This is a genomic window from Undibacterium sp. 5I1 (assembly GCF_034314085.1).
Taxonomy (GTDB): domain Bacteria; phylum Pseudomonadota; class Gammaproteobacteria; order Burkholderiales; family Burkholderiaceae_D; genus Undibacterium.
Genome location: NZ_JAVIWI010000001.1, coordinates 3,170,286 through 3,193,221 on the forward strand (window position 1 = coordinate 3,170,286; position 22,936 = coordinate 3,193,221).

Below are 22,936 nucleotides of genomic sequence, written 5' to 3' on the forward strand. Positions count from 1 at the left end.
ATGGATACAACGACCAATTCCAAAATAAATAAATCCAGAACTAAAGGGCCTCAGATTGCTCAGCGCGCTAGCCTGGTGCTGGCCTTGTGGTTGGGTTTCTGGTTGCTCGCCATCGGCCTGGTGATAGGGCTGTTATGGATACCGTTCGCCCAATTGCATTACCGTTCATCGTTGCAGTTCACTGGCATCGTGGCAGGGCTTGCGGCTTTGAGTCTGGCGTATTCACTACGCCCTCGCCAACGTGAAAAAACTACTGCCTCCACTGCCAAGCCACTATCGCGCGAGACCGCAGCGCCGCTGTATGCCATGGTAGAAAAAATCGCTACCAGGCTGCATATTCAAGCGCCGGTCAATATCCATTTAATCGGCGCTGCCAGCGCATTCATTAGCGGCAAACGCAACTGGCAAGGCAAAATTAAAACCCTAGAGGTCGGCCTTGGCTTGCCCTTGCTTGGTACCTTGTCTGAGCAAGAATTAGGTTCTGTCATCGCGCATGAATTTGGTCATTTTGTGGCGGGTGATTTATCGCTAGGACCTTGGGTGTACCGCACCCGCATGTCGATTGCGCATACCGTTACCGATCTGGATGATTCTTTATTTTTTCTGGATCTGTTATTTAGCTATTACGGCAAATGGTTTTTGCGTTTGTCGTCCAGTGTCTCGCGCGCGCAAGAGTTTGCGGCAGATGCGCTGGCATCCAAAACCTTCGGCATCGTCGCTACCCGCACCGCGCTGGAAAAAGTCCATCTGATTGATCCTATGTGGTCGACCTATCTGGACTATGAGCTTGGTCCCGCCATCAACCGTGGCGCACGGATGCCGATTTTTGAAGGCTTCCGTCGCTTTAGCAAACTAGGTGTCAAGCGCGCTGCAGTGCAGGTGGCGATCAAACGTGCGGAGACCCGCAAGGCATCCGAGTTTGATACCCATCCGTCATTGGAAGAGCGGGTAAGTGCCTTGGTGCCGGGCGCCAAACCTAGCTTTCCTCCGCTGTCCCATTGCTGGGAATTATTGGGAGGCGAACAAGCTACCGAAGCCGCCTGGTATGCCTTGTTTGATGCCGACAAACTAACGACGAGCGACTGGGATGCGTTTGGCGAACAGGTGCTGCAAACACAAATCCAGCAACGTTTTGCTGGTAGCTGGATGGATCCCAAGCAACTGGCGTTCACTGAACTGGTGACAATGGCGCAGCGTCCCGAGGACTCTTGGGATAAATTAAAACCAGAAGGTGTGAGTTTTTTATCGCCGCAAGGCAAACGTAATCATGTGCTGGATATTTTAGAAGAATGGATTGCAGCCTGTCTGATCCATCGTGGCTTCAAACTCAAAGCGACGCCAGGTCAGCCCTGGGTAATGCTGCGTGAGGATAAAGCCATACAACCTGCGGAGCTGTTACAACAAGCCTTAGGCGGCTCGCTGCGGTCGGTACAGTTGGCGCAGTTTGACTTAAAAATTTGATTTGGAGTTTGATCTAGAAATTTGATTTAACCCAGATTTTCCATTGGAACAGCGACAAGTGTGCCTTTGGCGAACTTGTCGCTGTAGCGTTTCCACTCAAATCGCGGTGGTGCTATCCCTCTGAAGACCGCACGCCCTCTGCGTTTTTTGCGAAGTGGTAGCGGTCCAATGGAAAATCTGGGTTTAAGCTTGGATGCGCAGTGTGATCGGCTAAGATAATTTATGAGAATAATTTATGAGAATAATATATTTATACTAGGTAATAGTATTTTTAATCGTCCAGATATTATATGGACAATATGCCCTATTTATCAACATACTCCCCAATAAAATCGTTTATTGAGATAGATAACAGGTGAACTAATGAGCGTACTCCACCTGTATTTTTTTCCTTAAGACTGCCGCAACACCCGCATACAATCGGCATACCCAGCCTGAATACGATCTTGCTCCACATGCCGTCCGCGCTGCACTACCAGGCGACCGCCAACACGCACATCACGCACCAGATTATCGTTGCCTGCAAAAATCCAGGTATTGAGTAAATCTGCCACTGGCAAGCCTTGCAGATTAGGATGCTGATCATCCAGCACTAACATATCAGCCCGTTTACCAATCGCAAGTTGGCCAACCTGGCGACCGGATGCCTGCGCTCCGCCTTGCAAACTGGCATGCCATAAAAAATCACCAACGCGGCGCTGCCCTGTTTGACTGGCGATATTGCGGCCTTGCAGCCGCAGCCGCTGACCATATTCCAGCCAGCGCAATTCCTCGATGGGACTTTGCGAAGCGTGACTATCGCTGCCGATGCCAAAGCGACCTTGCGCAGCAAGGTAATCCGGCAGATCAAAAAATCCGTCACCCAAATTACCCTCCGTCGTTGTGCAGATACCCGCGACGGCCTTGCTGGCTGCAACCGCTGCTAGCTCAGCTTTGTCCAGATGGGTGGCATGCACCAGACACCAGCGATGATCGACTTGCTGGGTATCCAACAACAACTGCACTGGTCGTTTGCCGCTGTGCGCAATACAGGCATCGACTTCTCTCTGTTGTTCGGCAATGTGAATATGAATTGGCCTGTTCGCTGGCAAAGCAGCCACTAATTCCTTGATCTGTGCCACGTTAGCAGCGCGTAGCGAATGCGGTGCGACACCGACCTCAACCTGACCATTACGTGCGGTTTCTAACTGGCTGATCAACTGCAAAATCTGCTTGGTATTGGTAGAGAAACGACGCTGGTCATGCCGCAGCGGCACGTCACCAAAATCGGCAAAGCTATACAGCACCGGCAACATGCTGATTCCCATGCCGGTAGTATGTGCGGCAGCAATCACGCGTTGCGCGGTCTCTGCCATGTTGGCATAAAACCCGCCGTCAGGCGCGCGATGCAGATAGTGGAATTCGCACACACTGGTATACCCATGGCGCAGGCATTCCATATATAACTGGGCGGCAATCGCCTCCATCTGTTCAGGCGTGATTTGCAACGCCATGCGATACATCAGGTCGCGCCAGGTCCAGAAACTATCCGGTCCCTCGCCTGCGATTTCGGTCATACCCGCCATTGCACGCTGGAAGGCATGAGAATGCAAATTGATCATGCCAGGCAGGACAAATTCTTCCTGTACCTCGTGTGCGTCAGGCGTCGCATCACAAATGACTTCTGTAAGATCACCGTCTGCACTCCAACTCAATCTGACGTTCTTGGCCCAACCATCAGCAAGATAGGCATTGCGGGCAAATAAAGTAGCACTCAAGACTGCACCATGCTGGTTGAAGTGGGCGGATTCGCCTGAGGTTTTAATTGAAAGTGCGATTGCTGTTGCGCCCACTCCAGGCAGGTTGTGAGTAACTGTCGCAGTAATGGCTGCACTTGTGCCGCCAGATCAGGGCGATAGGCATAGGGTGCTGGCTCATCCATGTAGATGCACTGACTCATTTCTAGCTGCACTGCATGGACACCATCATGCGGCTGACCATAATTACGGGTGATGTAACCGCCTTTAAAGCGACCATTAAATATATGACTATAAGTTTGCGCCTCTGCTGACGTTTGCAGGCAATGCATCAGCGCTTGCTGCAAACCGAGATCACAGGATTTTTGATCTGCGGTACCAAAATTCAGATCAGGTAATTTGCCTTGAAAAAACCGCGGGACTTGCGACGCAATCGAATGAGCATCCCACAAAATCACTGTCCCAAACTGCGCACGCAAGCGGTCCAGCTCTTGCTGCAATTGATCGTGATACGGCTGCCAGTAAGTCGCAATACGTCGCTGCACTTCTGCCGCATCGGGCGTTTGACCTGCGGGATATAAAGCTTGTTTGGTAAAGGTATCGACCGGGCACAAGCCCGTTGTATCCAGCCCCGGGTACAGATTACTGTCATCGCGGGAACGATTCAGATCAATCACATAGCGTGAGTAATCGGCATGGATTACTGAGGCGCCCAAGTCTTGCGCCATGTTGTAGAGCAAGGGCAAATGCCAGTCGGTATCCGCTTTATCAAAAGCCACAGACTCTAACTGGGCGCTGACTTCGGGCGGGATGTTGGTGCCGACATGCGGCATAGAAATCAATAAAGGCACACTGCCTTGCTGGAAATGGAATACGGGTTGCATGATGAACTTCTCTTGAAAAAAACTCTCAGGTGTATCGTAATTGTAGTGACTTATTGCTGCCGGGATTGTTGTCGCTGAGTTCTTAGATATGAAAGACGTCTAAAAACTTTTAATGAGACCTGATCATGATAAGTAGGGTACGCGGAAGCGCACCGGCATACTTACTGTTCGTTACGGTTTGCTAAGGATTACTGCGGTACACACAGCGCATCCTGCTACAGCACGTCGATTAAACGGTTTTTAGACAGTCAAATGGAATGTCCAGTCGTTCTGCGGCTTAGCGGAGGTTTTCCTTCTGCAAGCCGCAGAAGTATTGGACTATCCTTTATAAATTCCACAGGCAAAATAAAGATCGTCGACTCGTTCTACGTAGGTGCTTTTTTGCTCTAAGACTTTGGTGATCGGGTTTGGCCACTTGTAGTCAACCCAGCCTTTGCCTTCTTTGCTGGCAGCGACTTCCGTCATTTTACGGACGAAAAAAACGCCGTCCACATCTTTCAATTCACCTAAACTTTTACCGATCAATTTAGGGTTAGCACCATGTGCCAGCGTCGGACCGCCGCCTTTGACCGTGCCGGCAAAGATATATAAATCTTTCACGAGAAACTGTCCTTTGGGATCATTGATCTCGGCAAATGTTTTTTCTTTACCATTGGCTTTGTAATAGGTAATTACCTTCTTTACCAGATCGGTTGCCTCTTGCGCGCTGCCGTGCTCGACAGCCAAGGCGCTACCGGTAAATGAGATGGCAAATACACCGGCGAATACGGTCGCTACCAATATTTTGATGAATGCTTTCATATTGTCTCCTGTTATATTATTAGAGTTGCCACAGAATTATTGAAAAAAACTGTTGGCGGTTTTAGCATAATCCATCCTTAAGTCAGACACAAACTACTTATGCATGAATTAGAACAACACGACATGTTAGAGACGGCAGAAGTTGTACTGGCTGTTACAACCCAAATGTAACAATGGATGGTTAATGCGCTTATAATTTTTAGGTAACTTTCTAAGACGTATTTAAGTTTTAACCTCAAGTTTTAATATCGAGTTTTAATAGATCGCCCCTATGAAAAATCCAGATAGCGACCAACCTGCGCAAGACCAGTCAGACCTTGTCGAAGACGAACTGGACGACGTGGATGGCGAGCCTCTGCAAGAGGCTAAGAATGCCTTATCGGATGCTTCAGCGGATACTTCATCAAGTGAGCCATCAAGTGGGCAGACAAGTGCGCCCTCCAACTTCGCTCCTATTTCTATTTCGACCAGGCTGCCCCGCGCCAACAATCGCATTTATAAACGTTATCTAGTTAAATGGCGCATGGCGATTGTGTATGAAGGTGGCATGGGCAAAAAGACTTTCCATGGACGCGTCAACGAGATATCGCTGGGAGGTTTGAGTATCCATTGCGATCACAATGTCTTTTATGAGGGTAAAGTGATTTTGCTACTGGCATTGCCGCCGCTGAATGCAGGCACTAAAGAGAAGATTCTGGAAATTAGTTGCCGCATGAATTACACCATCTTGTCGCAAAAATTATTTCGCATCGGTCTGGAGTTTGTGGATTTCCGCAGCGGCGATAAAAAATTGCTGGAAGAGAGGCTAGAGATTAGCAATGCGGGTGGAATTTCGTACTCAGAAATGTGAGTTTGAACCGAATCAAGCCTCACGTTTTTAGCGCCAGCTCTGTCACAAGTCCCACACCACTCTTACCGCCACTAATTAGCGGGCAAGAGCGTGCCTCATCAGCTTAGTTTCTGCTTAGTTTTTGCTTAATTTTTACTATATGCCGTGGATTGGCAGTTGCGTACATCTTGCTCTGAAAAGTCGAGTTTGATGATATCAAAGCGGGCTTTTTCTTCTGCACTGAGCGCACGTAATTGGTAAGCAAATTTGTTAGTAGTGAGGGTACGTGCGCCAATGCGGGCGCTGTGTACGCCTTTATTGCTGAGTTTATTCAAATGCGCTTTGGCCGCATCTTCGGTTTTAAATACGCCGAGTGAAATGCCAAATCGCAGATTTGATTGATCCACCACAATGAAAAAATCGGTGATGCCAAGGCGACGTAATTCACCGGCTTTTTTGTCGGCACCATCTTTGCTGCCTTGAGATGGAATAAAAACCATATAGGTCACGGTATCTGCATCGACCACATTAATCCGTGATTGACGATCACCGAGCGCCAAGGTCTTTAGTTTGTCTTCAATCTTGCTTGCATCTGCTTGTAAAAAATTACCGATTTGCAGACAAGCCTGCACATCATTTTTTCGCTCCTCGGGCACTTGCGCAGGTGCCAGCGCCAGGCTGGCAGAGATCACATGCAACTGATCGCTGTTCAGTTGCTTAACCATTCTTTGCGGCTCATGGGCATCCATGTCCCAGTTGCCAAGATAGCCTAGATTGAAGGCGATTAAAAACGCATTCAGTATTAGCAAGCTCCAGAAAAAAAATCTCAGCATAATTTATTCATGATTAGAGGTGGATGCGGTATTTAGCTTGTTAATGGTTGACTGCTCTTGCTAAAGCTGCGGTTGGCTGAAGTTGACAGTAGTGTGCATCGATGCAACTACGGCCAAACCCGTCAACACCAGATTATCCACATGCTGACAGGCAATGCCAAGATCCGGCGTCAAATGAGGAAGAAGATAAGTTGCCGCACCACCTGAAATGAGACAAGTCACCGGCGTATTTTGTAAAGCCTGCCAGCGTGCAACGGCGCGTTCTAAAGCACCGACCTGGGCATTTATGCAGCCGCTGACTATCGCAGACTCGGTATTATCGGCGAACAAATTTATCAGTGAAATACTCTCAGCAACATGGGGCAATTGCGCGGTATTTTTTGCCAGTGACTGCGCCATTAGTTTTAAACCGGGCAAAATCATCCCGCCGTGAAACACGCCATCGGCGCTCAGCGCATCTATCGTCGTCGCGGTGCCGCATGTGGCAACAATGAGCGATTGCTGCGGATACAAGGCATGCGCAGCAATGGCAGTGGCAAAACGATCGCAACCCAATTGCGCTGGATTGCGATAGCCGTTTTTAACCCCGGCAACTTGCGCTGCCGAGGCAAAAAATTCGGGCGCGAGCTTGGAGCTTGCTAACGAAAACGCTTGCTCCAGATAATTGATTAAAGTCGCTTTGAAGTCGCCGCCAGCAACATTAGAAATCACAATACGATTGATCAATATACCCTGCACTGGGAGTGCTTTCCAAGCAACGGGTAATTGGTCTGACTCTGCGTGACTGACGGAATCAAACAGCAACCATACCGGTACCGCACGCAAGGGCAAGTCAGTCAAACCGGATTCGGCAAGCACTGCCCATTTGATGCGGGTATTTCCGGCGTCGATTAATAGCAACATGCAGGCGTTTTCCTCAATCTACTGTTTGTGATGGCGCTTTGGTTCAGACGCCTTGGTTTAGATGCTTTGGTTTTTAGGACTAGCACTCTTTACGTTCTGTATTTTTATGGAACCGGACGCAAGGATACATCACCTGCCACGACGGTCACCTGCCCTTGCTCGGTTTGTAATACCAGACAACCCGTTGCATCTACGCCCAATGCGATCCCTGCATGCCGTTGCTCACCGCCATCCAGTATCAACACATTTTGCTGCGCATAAGCATGCAGCGCATTCCAGCGTGCGGCAAAGGCTGAAAAACCGTGTTGCTGGAATTGTTCTAAGGCCTTTGCCAGCGCATTAAGCAAATGCGCCATCAGTAAGTTTCTGTCCATTTGTGCCAGCCATGGCGCATCGGCTACGGCTTGGCCAATCTCGGCTTCCAGCGCCTCGGGCACGCGCAAGTTGAGGCCTATACCGATCACCGCCCACATCGCGTCGTCATTGGTGCTGGCGGTTTCTATCAATATACCAGCCAGCTTTTTTTTGTCTTTGAGTATGTCATTTGGCCATTTCAACTGCACCGGCACACCAAGGCTCAACAAAACCTCGGCCACTGCGGTACCAACCGCTAACGGCAAGCCAGATAAACTTTGCGCACTGCCAGCTTGTACACCACGTTTAAAACGCCACGCCAAAGAGAATGTCAACACGCCGCCCGGTGCTGAATGCCAGACACGACCAGCACGTCCGCGACCAGCGGTCTGACGCTCCGCAATCCTCAGCAATGGCGCTTGCAAGTCGCCTAAACGCGCCATCAGATCAGCATTAGTTGAGCCGGTTTCAGCTACGACTTCAACATCTACCTGCGCACCATACTGATCGCGCAGAGGCAAAATCTGGTTGGTACTTAATGGGCTGAGTGTGCTGAGTGTGCCGGGTGTACTTGTGATTGTTGTTGTCATACGGATAGGACTGCGTGATTTAAAAAATGCGTTGCTGGCGAATAAGAACCAGAGCTTAAAAACCGATCAAAAGAATAGACGAACACAGCCAGAAAAGCGAAATAGTTTTTCTGAATAAAACAATATACTCCCCCTCATTTTTTATAAAAATGACTGATTGCCCAAGCTTTATATGGACAACTTAAAATACTCATTACCAGTATATTAAATTTACGACTAACAGCTTCGGCAGATTTTACAGATAATCAAGTATTCATATCAAACTTCGCCGCGCTTGCTGGTGGCGCATTTGTATGCAAATTTCTAAACAATTTACAAAATAAAAACGGCACCGGAGACTAGCTGCGGTGCCGTTTTTTGCAATTACATTGGCTTAGCTTGCTTGCAAATAATGCATGCCTAGCATTAGATTACGCTTCGCCGTCTGCTGCATCGGATGTTGCCGTTTCTGGCATTGGCGCGAATGCTGCTTTTTCTGCTTGCAACAAGGCTGTGCGTTCATCGGCTTCCCAAGTTTCTTTCAACTTGCGAGCGCGGTGGAATGCCAAGCCTGTACCTGCCGGAATCAGACGACCAACGATGACGTTTTCTTTCAGGCCGCGCAGGGTATCTTTCTTGCCCATAATCGCTGCTTCTGTCAGAACGCGTGTAGTTTCCTGGAAGGACGCTGCCGAGATGAAAGAATCTGTCGACAAGGATGCTTTAGTGATACCGAGCAAGATATTTTCATATGTCGCAGGGATACCGCCAGCAGCAGCAACTCTATCGTTTTCACCTAACAAATCAGAACGTTCAACTTGCTCACCGATGATGTAGTTTGCATCGCCTGGGTTAACCACAACAACGCGACGCAACATCTGACGTACGATCACTTCAATGTGCTTGTCATTGATCTTAACGCCTTGCAAACGGTACACGTCCTGAACTTCATCAACGATGTAACGTGCCAGCGCTTCGATACCCAACAAACGCAGAATGTCTTGTGGATCGGCTGGGCCGTCAACAATCATCTCACCTTTGTTCACAACTTGACCGTCATGTACCAAGACTTGTTTGTCTTTGGTGATCAGGAATTCGTGTTTCTCGCCGTCCATGTCGGTGATTTCCAGACGTTGCTTACCTTTGGTTTCTTTACCAAACGCAACCGTACCTGTGACTTCAGCCAACATACCTGCATCTTTTGGTGAACGTGCTTCAAACAACTCAGCAACGCGCGGCAGACCACCGGTAATATCACGAGTCTTTTGTGATTCAGTCGGGATACGTGCCAATACTTCACCAACGTGAACTTGCTGACCATCTTTGACCGTAATCAGAGCACCGACTTGGAAGCCGATCGTTACTGCGTGCTCGGTACCAGAGATCTTGACTTCTTCACCTTGTTCGTTCAACAGTTTGACCTGTGGACGAACCGCTTTGCCTGCAGTACCGCGACGTTTTGCATCGATTGCGACCAGTGTAGACAAACCAGTGACATCATCGACTTGTCTAGCAACGGTAACGCCTTCTTCGACGTTTTCAAACTTCACAGTACCGGTGTATTCAGTAATGATAGGACGTGTCAGTGGATCCCAAGTCGCCAACGCTGTACCAGCTTTGATGACCATACCATCTTTAACGATCAATGTTGCACCGTAAGGTACTTTATGACGTTCGCGCTCACGACCGTGGTCATCCGTGATCAAGACTTCGCCGGAACGGGAAATCACAATCTGGTCGCCTTTGCCGTTAGTCACATAACGCATGGTAACGGTGAAACGAATCGTACCGTTGGACTTAGCTTCAACGGAAGACGCAATCGCTGCACGGGATGCGGCACCACCGATGTGGAAGGTACGCATTGTCAACTGAGTACCTGGCTCACCAATCGACTGCGCAGCGATAACACCAACTGCTTCACCCGCATTGACCATAGAACCACGACCGAGGTCACGGCCGTAACACATAGCGCACAAACCATAGCGTGTGTCGCAAGTTAGTGGCGTACGTACTTTGACTTCGTCGATACCCAGACGTTCGATCTCTTCTACAGCGTTTTCATCCAGCAAGGTACCTGCATCATACAAATTGGCCTGTGTTTCTGGATTGACGATATCGTTGGCTGCAACACGACCCAAAATCAGATCACGCAAAGGCACGTTGACTTCACCGCCTTCAACAATCGCTTTCATTGACGCACCGTTGGCTGTACCGCAATCATCTTCGATCACGACCAGATCTTGGGTAACGTCAACCAGACGACGTGTCAAGTAACCGGAGTTCGCTGTCTTCAACGCGGTATCGGCCAGACCTTTACGTGCACCGTGAGTGGAAATAAAGTATTGCAACACGTTCAGACCTTCGCGGAAGTTCGCGGTGATCGGTGTTTCAATAATCGAACCATCCGGTTTCGCCATCAGTCCGCGCATACCTGCCAACTGACGAATCTGTGCAGCAGAACCACGCGCACCGGAGTCAGCCATCATGTAAATCGCGTTGAAAGATTCTTGCGTACCTTTAGTACCATCACGGCGAATGACGTCTTCTACCTTGAGTTGATCCATCATGGCTTTACCGACTTCATCACCGGTCTTGCCCCAGATATCGACAACCTTGTTATAACGCTCACCAGCAGTTACCAAACCGGACGCATATTGCTGCTCGATCTGTTTCACTTCATGCTCAGCCGCTGCAATCAGGGTAACTTTTTGCGGTGGTACCAACATGTCATCGATACAGATTGAGATACCAGCGCGTGTCGCGAGGCGGAAACCCATTTGCATCAGTTGATCAGCAAATACAACCGTTGCACGCAGGCCGCACTTACGGAACGATGTATCGATCAGTTTGGAAATTTCTTTTTTCTTTAACGCACGATTGAGTACGGTGAACGGCAAACCTTTTGGCAGAATTTCTGACAAAATTGCGCGACCAACCGTGGTTTCGTAACGTTTGATGGTTTTGACGAACTCACCCGTTTCCAGATCTTTTGGAAATTCTGTAATACGCACGGTGATACGTGTGCTGAGTTCGACTTCCTTGTTGTCCCAGGCGCGGATCGCTTCTGAAACATCAGGGAACATCATGCCCTCGCCCTTACCGTTAATTTTTTCACGGGAAGCGTAGTACAGGCCCAATACGATATCTTGCGAAGGTACGATAGACGGTTCGCCGTTAGACGGGAACAGAATATTGTTGGATGCCAGCATCAGTGTGCGGGCTTCCATTTGCGCTTCGATCGACAAAGGAACGTGAACCGCCATTTGATCGCCGTCAAAGTCGGCATTGAATGCGGCGCAGACCAGTGGATGCAACTGGATCGCTTTACCTTCAATCAACACTGGCTCAAACGCCTGAATACCCAAACGGTGCAATGTCGGCGCACGGTTCAACATGATCGGATGTTCACGGATTACTTCTTCCAAGATATCCCAAACCACTGGCTCTTGGATCTCAACTAATTTTTTTGCTGCTTTGATCGTTGTTGCCAGACCCATTAATTCCAATTTATTGAAAATAAAAGGCTTGAACAATTCCAACGCCATCAACTTAGGCAAACCGCACTGATGCAATTTCAGTTGTGGACCAACCACGATAACGGAACGGCCAGAATAATCGACGCGCTTACCCAACAAGTTTTGACGGAAACGGCCGCCTTTACCTTTGATCATTTCAGCCAATGATTTCAGCGGACGCTTATTCGCGCCTGTCATTGCTTTACCGCGACGACCATTGTCTAACAATGAGTCGACGGCTTCTTGCAACATACGCTTTTCATTGCGGGTAATGATTTCTGGTGCGCGCAACTCCATCAGGCGCTTCAGACGATTATTACGGTTAATGACGCGACGATATAAATCGTTCAGATCGGAAGTCGCAAAACGACCGCCATCCAACGGTACCAACGGACGCAATTCTGGCGGCAATACTGGCAGTACTTCCATGATCATCCAGTCTGGCTTGATACCAGAACGTTGGAATGCTTCGAGTACTTTCAGACGCTTGGCGTATTTCTTGATCTTGGCTTCAGATTTTGATTCTTTCAGTTCAACACGCAAAGTCTCTGCATCACGGTCGATGTCGATAGAACGCAGCAATTCACGGATACCTTCTGCACCCATGAACGCCGTGAACTCATCACCATGCTCTTCATACTTAGCAGCGTAATCATCTTCCGACATGATCTGGCATTTTTTCAGCGGAGTCATACCAGGATCGGTCACAACATAGGCTTCAAAATACAAAACACGTTCGATATCCCGCAAAGTCATATCCAGTACCATGCCCAAACGGGATGGCAGTGACTTCAGGAACCAGATGTGTGCAGTTGGAGAAGCCAACTCAATATGACCCATGCGTTCACGACGCACTTTAGCCAGAGTAACTTCTACACCACATTTTTCGCAGATAACACCGCGATGCTTCAAACGCTTGTACTTACCGCACAGGCATTCATAATCTTTGATAGGGCCAAAAATTTTGGCGCAAAACAAACCGTCGCGCTCTGGCTTAAAAGTACGATAGTTGATGGTTTCCGGCTTTTTTACTTCGCCGTAGGACCACGAACGGATTTTCTCGGGAGACGCGAGACCAATTTTGATCGCGTCGAATTGTTCGTTAGGCTGAACTTGCTTGAATAGATCGAGCAGTGCTTTCATGTGTGTCACTCCAGTGAGGTAAACGCTAGTGCTGGATGGTACAAGAGTTTTTTGCTTAAACCCTGTTCGCATCAACGGGAGAGCCTAGGTTTTAAGTAGGTTCCGCCAATACCGGGAACAAAAAATTCTAAACGGCTATAAATACTAATGCCGTCTCCAAGTATTTGCTCAGAGACGGCCAATACTGCTAGTTGTCGCTTAATCCCGTGAGAGATCGATATCGATACCGAGGGAGCGAATTTCTTTGACCAACACGTTGAAGGATTCCGGCATACCGGCATCGATCACGTGATCGCCCTTGACGAGATTTTCGTACACTTTGGTACGACCATTCACGTCATCCGACTTCACTGTCAACATCTCTTGCAAGACATACGATGCGCCGTACGCTTCCAAAGCCCAAACTTCCATCTCACCGAAACGCTGACCACCGAACTGCGCTTTACCACCGAGTGGCTGCTGAGTAACCAGAGAGTAAGGACCAGTCGAGCGAGCATGCATCTTGTCATCAACCAAATGGTGCAATTTCAGTACGTGCATATAACCAACCGTCACGCTACGTTCAAATGCTTCACCAGTGCGACCATCATACAAAGTCACTTGGTTCTTCGAAGGTGTCATACCGAGTTGCTTAGCGATATGGTCAGGATAAGCCAAATCAAGCATGCGACGAATTTCGCCTTCATGCGCACCATCGAACACCGGTGTTGCAAACGGAACACCGTTTTTCAGGTTACTTGTCAATTCCAAAATATCGGAATCAGAAAAACCATCGATGTCTTCTTTTTTACCAGATTCGTTATAAATCTGTTTCAAGAAGCCACGTAGCTCTTCGATTTTCACTTTGGCTTTTAACATTTCACCAATACGCAGACCCAAACCTTTAGCTGCCCAACCCAAATGTACTTCCAGAACCTGACCAACGTTCATCCGTGAAGGAACACCCAATGGGTTCAACACGATGTCAGCTGGAGTACCATCGGCCATGTAAGGCATGTCTTCGATAGGAACGATACGTGAAACCACACCTTTGTTACCGTGGCGACCCGCCATCTTGTCACCAGGTTGCAAGCGACGTTTAACAGCAAGGTAAACCTTGACCATTTTTTGTACGCCCGGTGGCAGTTCATCGCCCTGTGTCAACTTGGTACGTTTTTCTTCGAAAGCCAGATCGAACTGATGACGTTTTTCAGCGATGGAATCTTTAATCGCTTCCAAAGCTTTAGCTGCATCATCATCCGCCGGACGAATATCAAACCAGTGATATTTATCCAAATCAGCTAAGTATTCCTTAGTAATCTTGCTGCCTTTTGCTAATTTAGCTGGGCCGCCATTAGCTACTTTGCCGATCAACATACGTTCCAGACGTTCAAAGGCATCACCTTCAACAATACGTAACTGATCATTCAAATCAAGACGATAGCGTTTCAGCTCATCATCAATAATTTGTTGAGCACGTTTGTCGCGTTGGATACCTTCACGAGTGAACACTTGAACGTCAATAACAGTACCAACCATGCCAGACGGCACACGCAAGGAAGTATCTTTAACGTCGGATGCTTTTTCACCGAAAATCGCGCGCAGTAGTTTTTCTTCTGGTGTCAGTTGTGTTTCGCCTTTTGGCGTTACCTTACCAACCAATGTGTCGCCAGCAGTTACTTCAGCACCGATATAAACGATACCGGCCTCATCCAGACGTGCCAACTGATTCTCAGCCAGATTAGAGATATCACGAGTGATTTCCTCTGCACCTAACTTGGTATCACGAGCAACAACAGATAACTCTTCGATGTGAATCGATGTGTAACGATCATCAGCTACTACTTTTTCAGAGATCAGAATCGAATCTTCAAAGTTATAACCATTCCATGGCATAAATGCAACCAGCATGTTTTGACCGAGAGCCAATTCACCCAGATCGGTGGAGGCACCGTCAGCCAAAACGTCCCCCTTCGCAACCATATCGCCGACTTTGACGATAGGACGTTGGTTGATATTGGTATTTTGGTTAGAACGTGTGTACTTGATCAAGTTGTAGATGTCTACACCGACTTCACCAGCTTGTGCTTCAGCATCATTCACACGAATAACGATACGACCCGCATCGATGTAATCGACTTTACCGCCACGCAATGCTTGTACTGTTGTACCAGAATCGACTGCGACAGTACGTTCGATACCTGTACCGACAAATGCTTTTTCAGGGCGCAAGCAAGGAACTGCTTGACGCTGCATATTGGCACCCATCAAAGCGCGGTTCGCGTCATCGTGCTCCAGGAAAGGAATCAAAGATGCTGCGACAGAAACTACCTGACCTGTTGCCACGTCCATGTACTGGATACGCTCTGGAGAAACTAGAATCGTTTCACCCGCTTCACGGGCAGACACCAATTCATCAACTAATGTGCCAGCACCGTCAATCGTCGCATTCGCCTGAGCAATAATGTAACGACCTTCTTCAATCGCGGACAAGTAATCGATTTGTTGCGTGATTTTACTATCAACTACCTTACGATATGGCGTCTCTAGGAAACCATATTCATTCAAACGAGCGTACAAGGCCAGTGAGTTGATCAAACCAATGTTTGGCCCCTCTGGTGTCTCGATCGGGCAGACGCGGCCATAGTGAGTCGGATGAACGTCACGCACTTCAAAACCTGCACGTTCACGTGTCAAACCACCAGGTCCAAGTGCAGATATACGGCGCTTGTGCGTGATCTCAGACAATGGGTTGGTTTGATCCATAAACTGAGACAGTTGTGAGGAACCAAAAAACTCACGAATTGCAGCAGAGATAGGCTTGGAATTGATCAAGTCATGCGGCATCAGGTTGTCGGCTTCAGCCTGACCCAGACGCTCTTTGACCGCACGCTCAACACGCACCAGACCAGCACGGAATTGATTTTCAGCCAACTCACCAACACAACGAACACGGCGATTACCCAAGTGATCAATATCGTCGACTTCACCGCGACCATTGCGCAGTTCCACCAAAATCTTAATCACTGCCAGTACGTCTTCGTTAGACAAGGTCATCGCGCCAGTCAACTCATCACGACCGATACGGCGGTTGAACTTCATACGACCAACAGCGGATAAATCGTAACGATCTTCGCTATAGAACAAGCCATTGAACAGGGCTTCGACTGAATCTTCTGTTGGCGGTTCGCCTGGGCGCATCATACGATAAATTGCGACGCGAGCAGCCATCTGATCCGCTGTATCGTCAGCACGCAAAGTCTGAGAAATATAAGAACCTTGATCCAAATCGTTGGTGTACAAAGTCTGGATAGTTCCAACCTTCGCGTCACGCAAGCGACCCATCAATTCTTCTGTCAATTCATCATTTGCATTAGCAATAACTTCACCAGTATCGCCATCGACGATATTTTTAGCTAATACGCGACCCAACAGATAATCTTCTGGAACCGAAATATGCTTAATACCAGCAACATCGATCTCACGTACATGCTTGGCATTGATACGTTTATCTTTGGCGACAATGACTTTACCGGCTTTATCAGAGATATCGAAACGTGCAACCTCGCCACGCAGACGCTCAGAAACGAATTCCATTTCAGCGCCGTCATTATGCAAAGTAAAGTTATCAAATACGAAGAAGTTTGCCAGTATCTGCTCGTTGTTCATGCCAATAGCACGCAACAAGATAGTGACCGGCATCTTGCGACGACGATCGATGCGGAAGAACAAAATATCTTTAGGATCGAACTCAAAATCTAACCATGATCCACGGTAAGGAATAATCCTTGCCGAAAATAATAATTTACCTGATGAGTGAGTCTTACCTCTGTCATGCTCAAAGAACACGCCAGGGGAACGGTGCAACTGAGAAACGATAACCCGCTCAGTACCGTTGATAACGAAAGAGCCTGTAGTCGTCATGAGTGGCAATTCACCCATATAGACTTCTTGCTCTTTCATTTCTTTAACAACTGGTTTAGTTGGCGATTCTTTATCAAGAATTACCAAACGTACCTTGGCACGTAAAGGAGATGCAAAAGTAAGGCCGCGCTGCTGACATTCCTTGACGTCAAAAGCTGGATCACCTAAAACATAGGATAGAAATTCTAGACGTGCGAACCCGTTATGCGACACGATCGGAAATATAGAGGTAAAGGCTGACTGCAAGCCCTCATTTTTACGCGCAGACGCTGTTTTGTCGGCTTGTAAAAAACCTAAATATGACTCGAGCTGGGTCGCCAGCAGGAACGGAACGTTGTGAACGTTAGCGCGTTTCGCGAAAGACTTACGAATGCGCTTCTTCTCAGTAAATGAGTAGTGCATGGACACTCCGTTAGTGACAAGGAAGGATGGAGAATTCAGGATTCAAAATGCAATTTCAGTTGAACTTGCAGAAAGAAACCTCAAGTCTCAGCCCTTAACCTTATGAATTTCCAGAACAAAAAAATACAACTGAAACGACATTATCTAAACAACATCATTACAACGACAAAGAAGCCAAAGAGGAACCTTCTCTTTCGAGAAGATTCCTGCCTTTGACTTAGGCAAATCCCAAGATCTGCCTTATTTTTACAAAATTACTTAATTTCTGCTTTCGCGCCAGCATCTTCCAATTTCTTCTTAGCAGCTTCAGCATCAGCTTTAGAAACAGCTTCTTTAACTGTTTTCGGTGCACCATCAACTACGTCTTTGGCTTCTTTCAAGCCCAAACCTGTCAATTCACGAACTGCTTTAATTACGCCAACTTTATTTGCGCCAACTTCAGTCAGAACCACGTTGAATTCTGTTTGCTCTTCTACAGCAGCAGCTGGACCAGCGGCTGGACCAGAAGACATTGCAGCAGCAGATACGCCAAATTTTTCTTCGAATGCCTTAACCAAGTCGTTCAAGTCCATTACGGACATCGCGCCTACGGCTTCCAGGATATCGTCTTTGCTAATTGCCATTTGAAACTCCAATTTATAAATTACATTAATTCAGTATTTGACGAAAAATCTTATTCAGCAACGGCTTCAGTAACTTCTGCTACTGGTGCTGCAGGTGAATCAGACTCTTTCTTTGCTGCGAGAGCTGCCAAAGCGCGTGCGAAGCTGGATACAGGAGCCTGCATCATACCTAACACTTGCGCCAACAACACTTCACGAGCAGGAATGCTTGCCAATGCCATAACGCCAGCTTTATCTAGCGATTTACCAGCATAGTTGCCTGCCTTTACGACTAGTTTGTCATTGCTTTTTGCAAAATCTTGAACAACTTTTGCAGCTGCAACAGCATCTTCCGAGATCGCATAGATCAACGGACCAGTCATTTCAGAAGCGAGGCTTGCAAACACAGTTCCCTCAACAGCACGACGTGCAAGTGTATTTTTCAATACACGCATGTACACACCTTGAGCACGTGCGTTAGCACGCAATTGCGTCAAATGACCGACCTGGATACCACGATATTCAGCTACGACGATAGTCTGAGCAGTTGCTACTTTTGCAGAGACTTCAGCGACGACGGCTCTTTTATCATTCAGATTGAGACTCACGGTCAACCTCCAATTATGATACTCAGTCTTCACATCAGGATGATGTGTCTCCCTCATATCGTTTCGAACACGGCGTCCGAAGTTAGGAGTTTTACTGGATTAACAGTATGTAACTACAAAACTTACCCGGGTACACCATCTGCGTTGGGTACTTGAGATTACTCTCTTGCGATTTAACTTAACTTATTAGAAATAAATTAAGCCCAACGGTCTTTGACACTCTGACTAATTAAAATTTATTAGCCAGCCCAAAGATTGGCCGTACATCTTTATCAATGTACGGACTTAATTCTTAATTAACCTGCCAGATTGCTATGGTCAACGCGTACACCAGCACCCATTGTGGATGACAGAGAAATCTTACGCAGATAAACACCCTTGCTGGAAGCTGGCTTCGCTTTATTCAATGCCTCAACTAACGCTACCAAATTTGCCTTCAGATCACCATCAGCGAAAGATTTACGACCGATAGTTGAATGGATAATCCCTGCTTTATCTGTACGGTATTGAACTTGACCTGCTTTTGCATTTTTAACTGCTGTCGCAACGTCTGGAGTCACAGTACCAACTTTTGGATTAGGCATTAAACCACGTGGGCCTAAAATCTGACCTAAAGTACCAACGATACGCATTGTATCTGGAGATGCAATAACGATGTCGAACGGCATATCGCCGGCTTTAACACGTTCAGCCAAATCTTCCATACCAACGATGTCAGCACCGGCAGCTTTTGCTTCCTCAGCCTTAGCGCCTTGCGCAAATACCGCAACGCGAACTGTTTTACCAGTACCGGAAGGCAATACAACTGAACCGCGAACTACTTGATCCGATTTCTTTGGATCAACACCAAGTTGGATTGAAACGTCGATGGATTCATTGAACTTTGCTGTTGCGCATTCTTTGATCAAAGTTACCGCATTATCAAAAGAGTAAACTTTTAAACGATCAACTTTAGTTTTGAGCAATTTTGCTTTTTTAGATAACTTAGCCATTACAATCCCTCTACCGTGATACCCATGGAGCGCGCAGAACCCGCGATAGTGCGCACTGCTGCGTCCATATCAGCGGCAGTCAAATCAGCGCGTTTTGTTGTCGCGATTTCTTCTGCTTGCTTACGTGTAATGCTACCAACTTTATCAGTATGAGGCTTCGCTGAACCTTTAGTGATACCAGCTGCTTTTTTGATCATATAGGTTGCTGGAGGCGTCTTCATCACGAAAGTGAAAGACTTATCAGCAAATGCAGTGATCACAACAGGAATCGGCATACCTGGTTCCACACCCTGGGTCTGGGCATTAAACGCCTTGCAGAATTCCATAATGTTCAAACCACGTTGACCCAAAGCTGGTCCGATTGGCGGGGATGGGTTTGCTTTACCAGCTGGTACTTGCAGCTTGATAAAACCAATAATTTTCTTTGCCATGATGGCTCCTTCATTAGTTGAGTAGTAGCGCCCGGCATAGCAGTAAATGCAATGATGGGCTCCTCTGTTTACCGCTTTTCAGTTTTTAAATTATTACTAACCTACCGTACTGAATGACGTTAATTTTTTACACTTTTTCTACCTGACCAAAATCCAGCTCTACTGGAGTTGCTCGTCCGAAAATCGTAACAGTGACTCGAACTTTCGATTTCTCGTAGTTCACTTCCTCAACATTACCGTTGAAGTCAGTAAATGGACCATCTTTAATTCGAACAACTTCACCCACTTCATACAATATTTTTGGTCTTGGCTTCTCAACGCCGTCTTGCATTTGCTGCAAAATCTTATCAACCTCACGCTGAGGGATAGGCGCAGGCTTATTTGATTTTCCACCTATAAAACCTGTAACCTTGTTGGTATTTTTGACCAAATGCCAAGTATCGTCAGTCATTTCCATCTCAACGAAAACATAACTTGGAAATAAGCGGCGCTCTGTTACTGCTTTTTTACCGTTCTTTACTTCAATAACTTCTTCGGTAGGAACCAAAATCTGTCCGAATTTATCTTGCATTTCTGCACGCTCAATGCGCTCCATCAAGGCGCGCTGTACGCTTTTTTCCATACCAGAATAAGCATGAACTACATACCATCTTTTAGCACTTTTAGGCACAGAAACACTAGGTTCCGCACCATCTTGATCTTCCTGAATGTGCTCAGTCATTATGATTTCCATCCAAGAACTACATCTAACAATAGAAATTCGAGAAATTTATCAGTGCCCCAGAGAAAAAGAGCCATTACCAATACAAATCCAAATACAACAGCAGTAATTTGACCAGCCTCCTTACGAGTAGGCCAAACAACCTTTTTTACTTCGCGCACTGAGTCTTTGGCAAAAGAAACAAAGTTACGCCCTGTTTCTGACGACCAGATCAATCCAACAGCAACCAATAAACCAACAACTAACGCTGCCGCACGAATATAACCCGGCTGATTCACAAGGACATAAAAAGCAGCAACACCAGCAACCGCAGCAACAATCGCCAGAATGATTTTATATTTATCATTCGTTGTGCTTACAGTTTGTACGGATTGGTTAGACATACTTTATTTACTTTCGGCGCCTTGTGGCTTTGATGGTGGCAGGGGCGGTAGGAATCGAACCTACAACCTTCGGTTTTGGAGACCGACGCTCTGCCAATTGAGCTACACCCCTACAACTTAGAACGACTTGACGAATATAGCGGCCTTGGCAAGCCGCTATATTTACTTCGAAATCAACTCAAAAACTTCTACGAACTCTGACTGAATTAATCGGCCAAGATTTTAGCAACAACACCCGCACCAACTGTACGACCGCCTTCGCGAATCGCGAAGCGCAAGCCTTCTTCCATCGCAATCGGGTTGATCAGCTTGACTGTAATAGAGACGTTGTCACCTGGCATGACCATTTCTTTATCCTTCGGCAACTCGATCGAGCCAGTTACGTCCGTTGTGCGGAAGTAAAACTGTGGACGGTAGTTGTTGAAGAATGGTGTGTGACGACCACCTTCGTCCTTGGACAAGACGTAGATTTCACCTGTGAAGTGGGCGTGCGGCTTAATGGAACCTGGCTTTGCCAACACTTGACCGCGTTGTACGTCTTCACGCTTAGTGCCGCGCAACAATACACCAACGTTGTCGCCTGCTTGACCTTGGTCGAGCAATTTGCGGAACATTTCAACGCCTGTGCAAGTTGTAACTGCAGTGTCGCTGATGCCGATGATTTCTAATGATTCGCCAACTTTGACGATACCGCGTTCGATACGGCCTGTTACGACAGTACCGCGACCGGAGATGGAGAAGACGTCTTCTACTGGCAACAGGAAGGCGCCGTCAACAGCACGTTCTGGTGTTGGGATGTAGCTGTCTAGTGCATCAGCGAGTTTCATGATGGCTTCTTCGCCCAGTGGACCTTTGTCGCCTTCGAGCGCCAATTTTGCGGAGCCTTGGATGATTGGCAGGTCGTCGCCTGGGAATTCGTATTTGGAGAGCAATTCGCGCACTTCCATTTCAACGAGTTCTAACAGTTCAGCGTCATCGACCATGTCGCATTTATTCAGGAATACGATGATGTAGGGAACGCCAACTTGGCGTGCCAACAGGATGTGTTCACGAGTTTGTGGCATTGGACCATCTGCTGCGGAGCAAACCAAGATCGCGCCGTCCATTTGTGCTGCGCCGGTGATCATGTTTTTAACATAATCGGCATGGCCTGGGCAGTCTACGTGGGCGTAGTGACGATTGGCTGTTTCGTATTCTACGTGGGCTGTGTTGATCGTGATGCCGCGTGCTTTTTCTTCTGGCGCTGCGTCAATTTGATCGTAGGCTTTGGCTTCGCCGCCAAACTTCTTGGACAATACTGTCGCGATCGCTGCCGTCAATGTGGTTTTACCGTGATCTACGTGACCAATTGTGCCTACGTTGACGTGCGGCTTGGTGCGCTCAAACTTACCTTTTGCCATTTTAGACTCCTAACGATTTTGATGAGAATGCTCAGGCACACGCCCGACAACTTTTCGATTTGAAAACAACACAGAAACATGGTGCCCTTGACGTGGATCGAACACGTGGCCTCTCCCTTACCAAGGGAGTGCTCTACCACTGAGCTACAAGGGCAGCTTGCTTTGCGCAGCATTTATGCTGCACAAAAATACAAAACTGGAGCGGGTGAAGGGAATCGAACCCTCGTCATAAGCTTGGAAGGCTTCAGCTCTACCATTGAGCTACACCCGCAGGGGCCACCACTTCAGCCGCACAATTCACGTACAGTAATTTTTTCCTGTGGTGGAGGGGGCTGGATTCGAACCAGCGTACTCAGAGAGAACAGATTTACAGTCTGTCGCCTTTAACCACTCGGCCACCCCTCCGCAGGGAACCCCGAATTATGGAGATGTTCGATTCGACTGTCAACAGCTTTTTTGGAATGCG

The 22,936-nt window shown here is 47.6% G+C and carries 17 protein-coding genes and 4 tRNA genes; 2 read left to right on the forward strand and 19 right to left on the reverse strand.

Annotated elements, in window-relative coordinates; translation table 11 throughout:
- Entirely contained in the window at positions 1 to 1,461 is a 1,461-nt protein-coding gene (locus RGU72_RS13975) for a M48 family metallopeptidase (protein ID WP_322120306.1), read from the forward strand.
- A gap of 392 nt (positions 1,462 to 1,853) precedes the next feature.
- Here the strand turns inward: RGU72_RS13975 and RGU72_RS13980 are convergent, their stop codons facing one another.
- The 3 genes from RGU72_RS13980 to RGU72_RS13990 all read right to left on the reverse strand — a co-directional run bounded on the left by RGU72_RS13980 (position 1,854) and on the right by RGU72_RS13990 (position 4,882).
- Positions 1,854 to 3,218 (reverse strand): formimidoylglutamate deiminase, encoded by a 1,365-nt coding sequence (locus RGU72_RS13980; RefSeq protein WP_322120307.1) that lies wholly within the window; start codon positions 3,216 to 3,218, stop codon positions 1,854 to 1,856.
- Positions 3,215 to 4,081, reverse strand: a complete 867-nt coding sequence (gene hutG, locus RGU72_RS13985) for an N-formylglutamate deformylase (RefSeq protein WP_322120308.1) — start codon at positions 4,079 to 4,081, stop codon at positions 3,215 to 3,217. Before hutG ends, RGU72_RS13980 begins: the two co-directional genes overlap by 4 nt.
- Before the next feature lie 318 nt (positions 4,082 to 4,399).
- Positions 4,400 to 4,882, reverse strand: coding sequence for a cache domain-containing protein (locus RGU72_RS13990; RefSeq protein WP_322120309.1), 483 nt, complete (start codon positions 4,880 to 4,882; stop codon positions 4,400 to 4,402).
- Between the two features lie 271 nt (positions 4,883 to 5,153).
- Between RGU72_RS13990 and RGU72_RS13995 the strand changes: the two genes are divergently transcribed.
- On the forward strand, positions 5,154 to 5,732 hold the full coding sequence (locus RGU72_RS13995; RefSeq protein WP_322120310.1) for a PilZ domain-containing protein: 579 nt from the start codon (positions 5,154 to 5,156) through the stop codon (positions 5,730 to 5,732).
- 125 nt (positions 5,733 to 5,857) lie between these two features.
- Here RGU72_RS13995 and RGU72_RS14000 read toward each other — a convergent pair whose 3' ends face one another.
- The 16 genes from RGU72_RS14000 to RGU72_RS14075 all read right to left on the reverse strand — a co-directional run bounded on the left by RGU72_RS14000 (position 5,858) and on the right by RGU72_RS14075 (position 22,875).
- Positions 5,858 to 6,544, reverse strand: coding sequence for an SPOR domain-containing protein (locus RGU72_RS14000; RefSeq protein WP_322120311.1), 687 nt, complete (start codon positions 6,542 to 6,544; stop codon positions 5,858 to 5,860).
- Between the two features lie 60 nt (positions 6,545 to 6,604).
- Entirely contained in the window at positions 6,605 to 7,447 is an 843-nt protein-coding gene (locus tag RGU72_RS14005; RefSeq protein WP_322120312.1) for a type III pantothenate kinase, read from the reverse strand.
- Positions 7,448 to 7,551: 104 nt separating this feature from the next.
- Positions 7,552 to 8,391, reverse strand: a complete 840-nt coding sequence (locus tag RGU72_RS14010) for a biotin--[acetyl-CoA-carboxylase] ligase (protein WP_322120313.1) — start codon at positions 8,389 to 8,391, stop codon at positions 7,552 to 7,554.
- 410 nt (positions 8,392 to 8,801) lie between these two features.
- Positions 8,802 to 13,028 carry a DNA-directed RNA polymerase subunit beta' gene (gene rpoC, locus RGU72_RS14015; protein ID WP_322120314.1) on the reverse strand — a complete coding sequence of 1,409 codons (4,227 nt, stop codon included), beginning with the start codon at positions 13,026 to 13,028 and terminating at the stop codon, positions 8,802 to 8,804.
- Positions 13,029 to 13,226: 198 nt separating this feature from the next.
- Complete coding sequence (rpoB, locus tag RGU72_RS14020; protein ID WP_322120315.1) at positions 13,227 to 17,333, reverse strand: DNA-directed RNA polymerase subunit beta; 4,107 nt, start codon at positions 17,331 to 17,333, stop codon at positions 13,227 to 13,229.
- Between the two features lie 254 nt (positions 17,334 to 17,587).
- On the reverse strand, positions 17,588 to 17,956 hold the full coding sequence (gene rplL / locus RGU72_RS14025; protein ID WP_322120316.1) for a 50S ribosomal protein L7/L12: 369 nt from the start codon (positions 17,954 to 17,956) through the stop codon (positions 17,588 to 17,590).
- Positions 17,957 to 18,006: 50 nt separating this feature from the next.
- Positions 18,007 to 18,543, reverse strand: coding sequence for a 50S ribosomal protein L10 (gene rplJ, locus RGU72_RS14030; RefSeq protein WP_322120317.1), 537 nt, complete (start codon positions 18,541 to 18,543; stop codon positions 18,007 to 18,009).
- 296 nt (positions 18,544 to 18,839) lie between these two features.
- Positions 18,840 to 19,535 (reverse strand): 50S ribosomal protein L1, encoded by a 696-nt coding sequence (gene rplA, locus RGU72_RS14035; RefSeq protein ID WP_322120318.1) that lies wholly within the window; start codon positions 19,533 to 19,535, stop codon positions 18,840 to 18,842.
- Entirely contained in the window at positions 19,535 to 19,966 is a 432-nt protein-coding gene (gene rplK / locus RGU72_RS14040) for a 50S ribosomal protein L11 (RefSeq protein ID WP_186886082.1), read from the reverse strand. The genes rplA and rplK overlap by 1 nt, the downstream gene beginning before the upstream one ends.
- A gap of 127 nt (positions 19,967 to 20,093) precedes the next feature.
- Positions 20,094 to 20,687, reverse strand: coding sequence for a transcription termination/antitermination protein NusG (nusG, locus tag RGU72_RS14045; protein WP_322120319.1), 594 nt, complete (start codon positions 20,685 to 20,687; stop codon positions 20,094 to 20,096).
- Entirely contained in the window at positions 20,687 to 21,070 is a 384-nt protein-coding gene (secE, locus tag RGU72_RS14050) for a preprotein translocase subunit SecE (protein WP_322120320.1), read from the reverse strand. The genes nusG and secE overlap by 1 nt, the downstream gene beginning before the upstream one ends.
- 36 nt (positions 21,071 to 21,106) lie before the next feature.
- Positions 21,107 to 21,182: transfer RNA gene (locus RGU72_RS14055), tRNA-Trp, on the reverse strand.
- Positions 21,183 to 21,276: 94 nt separating this feature from the next.
- Positions 21,277 to 22,470 carry an elongation factor Tu gene (tuf, locus tag RGU72_RS14060; RefSeq protein ID WP_322120244.1) on the reverse strand — a complete coding sequence of 398 codons (1,194 nt, stop codon included), beginning with the start codon at positions 22,468 to 22,470 and terminating at the stop codon, positions 21,277 to 21,279.
- Between the two features lie 79 nt (positions 22,471 to 22,549).
- Positions 22,550 to 22,624 (reverse strand) — tRNA-Thr (locus RGU72_RS14065).
- A 43-nt stretch (positions 22,625 to 22,667) separates the two neighbouring features.
- A tRNA-Gly gene (locus tag RGU72_RS14070) sits at positions 22,668 to 22,741 on the reverse strand.
- A 49-nt stretch (positions 22,742 to 22,790) separates the two neighbouring features.
- Positions 22,791 to 22,875 (reverse strand) — tRNA-Tyr (locus RGU72_RS14075).
- Positions 22,876 to 22,936 lie beyond the last annotated feature (61 nt).